We start from the raw sequence: 1,528 nt of genomic DNA, 5'->3' as shown, positions 1-1,528 counted from the left end.
TTGCAGGAAGAGACTGGTACTGAGGCATCGCTAGTGCTGCGCGACTTCCTGCCAGGATGCCACACTGAGGTGGCAGGCAGCCATTATCGGTGAGTTAGTGAAGTGAAGCAGGCGGGCTTCTGTCTCTGGTTTTTCAATCGTCAGAGTCATAGTATGCCTGGATTTCCTTTCAGTCGTGTTTCCTGGGTTTCTTGTCGTTTTGCTTCGGCGATCACGCGGGCATCGCGTTTTTTGATGGCTTTCTGCTTGGCTTGAATCTGCTTCTCTGTTAAGCCAGCATAGGTAAGCCCGCAGCCAAGGTGATCTGAGGGAAGCCACCTTGAGATGCGATAGAGGTAAACGTCCTGACTAAATTCGTCTCCCTGCCTGGGCAGGGGCACTCGCAGGCGTCTGAATTCCTCCTCCGACAATGCTACTTGGTACCCTCGCGGCGGTGTGACAATCAAGCTCGTGTAACCTACAGAGGCCATGATGCCCAGCACGGTGAGAGTAATTTTCTTTGATCGGTTCATGGTCTTTTCTTCCTCCTCGTGCTTCAATCGAGATTTGGGGGTTGGTCTTGGAATATAGAGGCGCGCACCCAGTAAATCAAGATGAGCATTGCAATACCAAAAAACAAACCGGGTAACAAAGCGCGTCCAATCTTTATCATTGTGCTTTCGCCGGGCACATCGTAGCGCGGTTTCTGTTCCTGGTTCACTTTTGATCTCCTATTATCGGGGCAGGCAGGTAGGGATTATTTTTCTGATCTTCTTTGGACAGCGCCGAGAGAGATTGCCAGCCGTCCCTGATCCATATCTGAGGATCTCCCGTTAATCGGTTTACCCGCACATGCCAGCCCAGGGGACTCTCCAGATAGGTGTAAGGCGTTGGCCAGAAGAGGAGGCTGTAAAGCACAAATACGGTTAGGGTCACCCAGAAACGCTTGTCTTTCATGGCGCTACTCCCCGTTTTCGGGAGCTGCATCTATTCGCAATTGTAAGTGACTTCATAGACTTCCTTACCTGAGCTTTTTGCATGAATCGTTGTCCGCCCACACGAACGTGAGCGTCTACGGGCGCTTCGCGCCATAATGTCGCTCCGCGACTACCGAGTTCCCAGTCGCGGAGCGACTTCATAGCCGAGGAACAAGGCTCCTAGACGCCGATTTCAATCGGCGGGCTAGCTCGGGGAGAATAACTCCAAAAACTGAAAAAAGAAAGTCGTCAGTAACTTTTTGAAGAGCCAATCAACCATTGGCACTATTGGGGCGACTCTCATCGTGGTTCATTGTACCGTGCGCCGAGAGTGCTCTCCAATCTTGACGTGAAACTGCCGAAACTACAGAGGGTAGGTATTTTTACGGATGGCAGAAGGAATCAAAAAACAGACTTCAGTACGGGTTAAGTCGCGGCGCCTTTTAGGGAGCAGTGTCTTAGCGCCGTCGCGATCCTCCTCGGCAGTGGTCGAGCTGGAGCGGCGTGAGCGGCAGCTCGCAGCACTCTATGAACTCTGGCGCTCGGCTCCTCAAACGGAGCTGGAGCGGCTC

The 1,528-nt window shown here is 52.5% G+C and carries 3 protein-coding genes; 1 reads left to right on the top strand and 2 read right to left on the bottom strand.

Going from position 1 to position 1,528, the window contains the following annotated elements; all coding sequences use genetic code 11:
- Nucleotides 1-146 precede the first annotated feature (146 nt).
- Both ACH2EH_RS13645 and ACH2EH_RS13640 read right to left on the bottom strand, forming a co-directional pair.
- Entirely contained in the window at nt 147-512 is a 366-nt protein-coding gene (locus ACH2EH_RS13645; RefSeq protein ID WP_395142547.1) for a hypothetical protein, read from the bottom strand.
- A 184-nt stretch (nt 513-696) separates the two neighbouring features.
- A complete protein-coding gene (locus ACH2EH_RS13640) occupies nt 697-936 on the bottom strand; it encodes a hypothetical protein (RefSeq protein WP_395142545.1) in 240 nt (79 codons plus the stop codon).
- Between the two features lie 409 nt (nt 937-1,345).
- On the opposite strand from ACH2EH_RS13640, the gene ACH2EH_RS13635 reads away from it, so the two are divergent.
- Nucleotides 1,346-1,528 (top strand): hypothetical protein (locus ACH2EH_RS13635; protein WP_395142543.1); only part of this gene is annotated, 183 nt, incomplete at its 3' end.

The sequence above is a fragment of the Armatimonas sp. genome (assembly GCF_043760365.1).
Lineage (GTDB): Bacteria > Armatimonadota > Armatimonadia > Armatimonadales > Armatimonadaceae > Armatimonas.
Note: the sequence above shows the minus strand (reverse complement) of the source record. Positions and strands in the feature narration are given on the sequence as shown.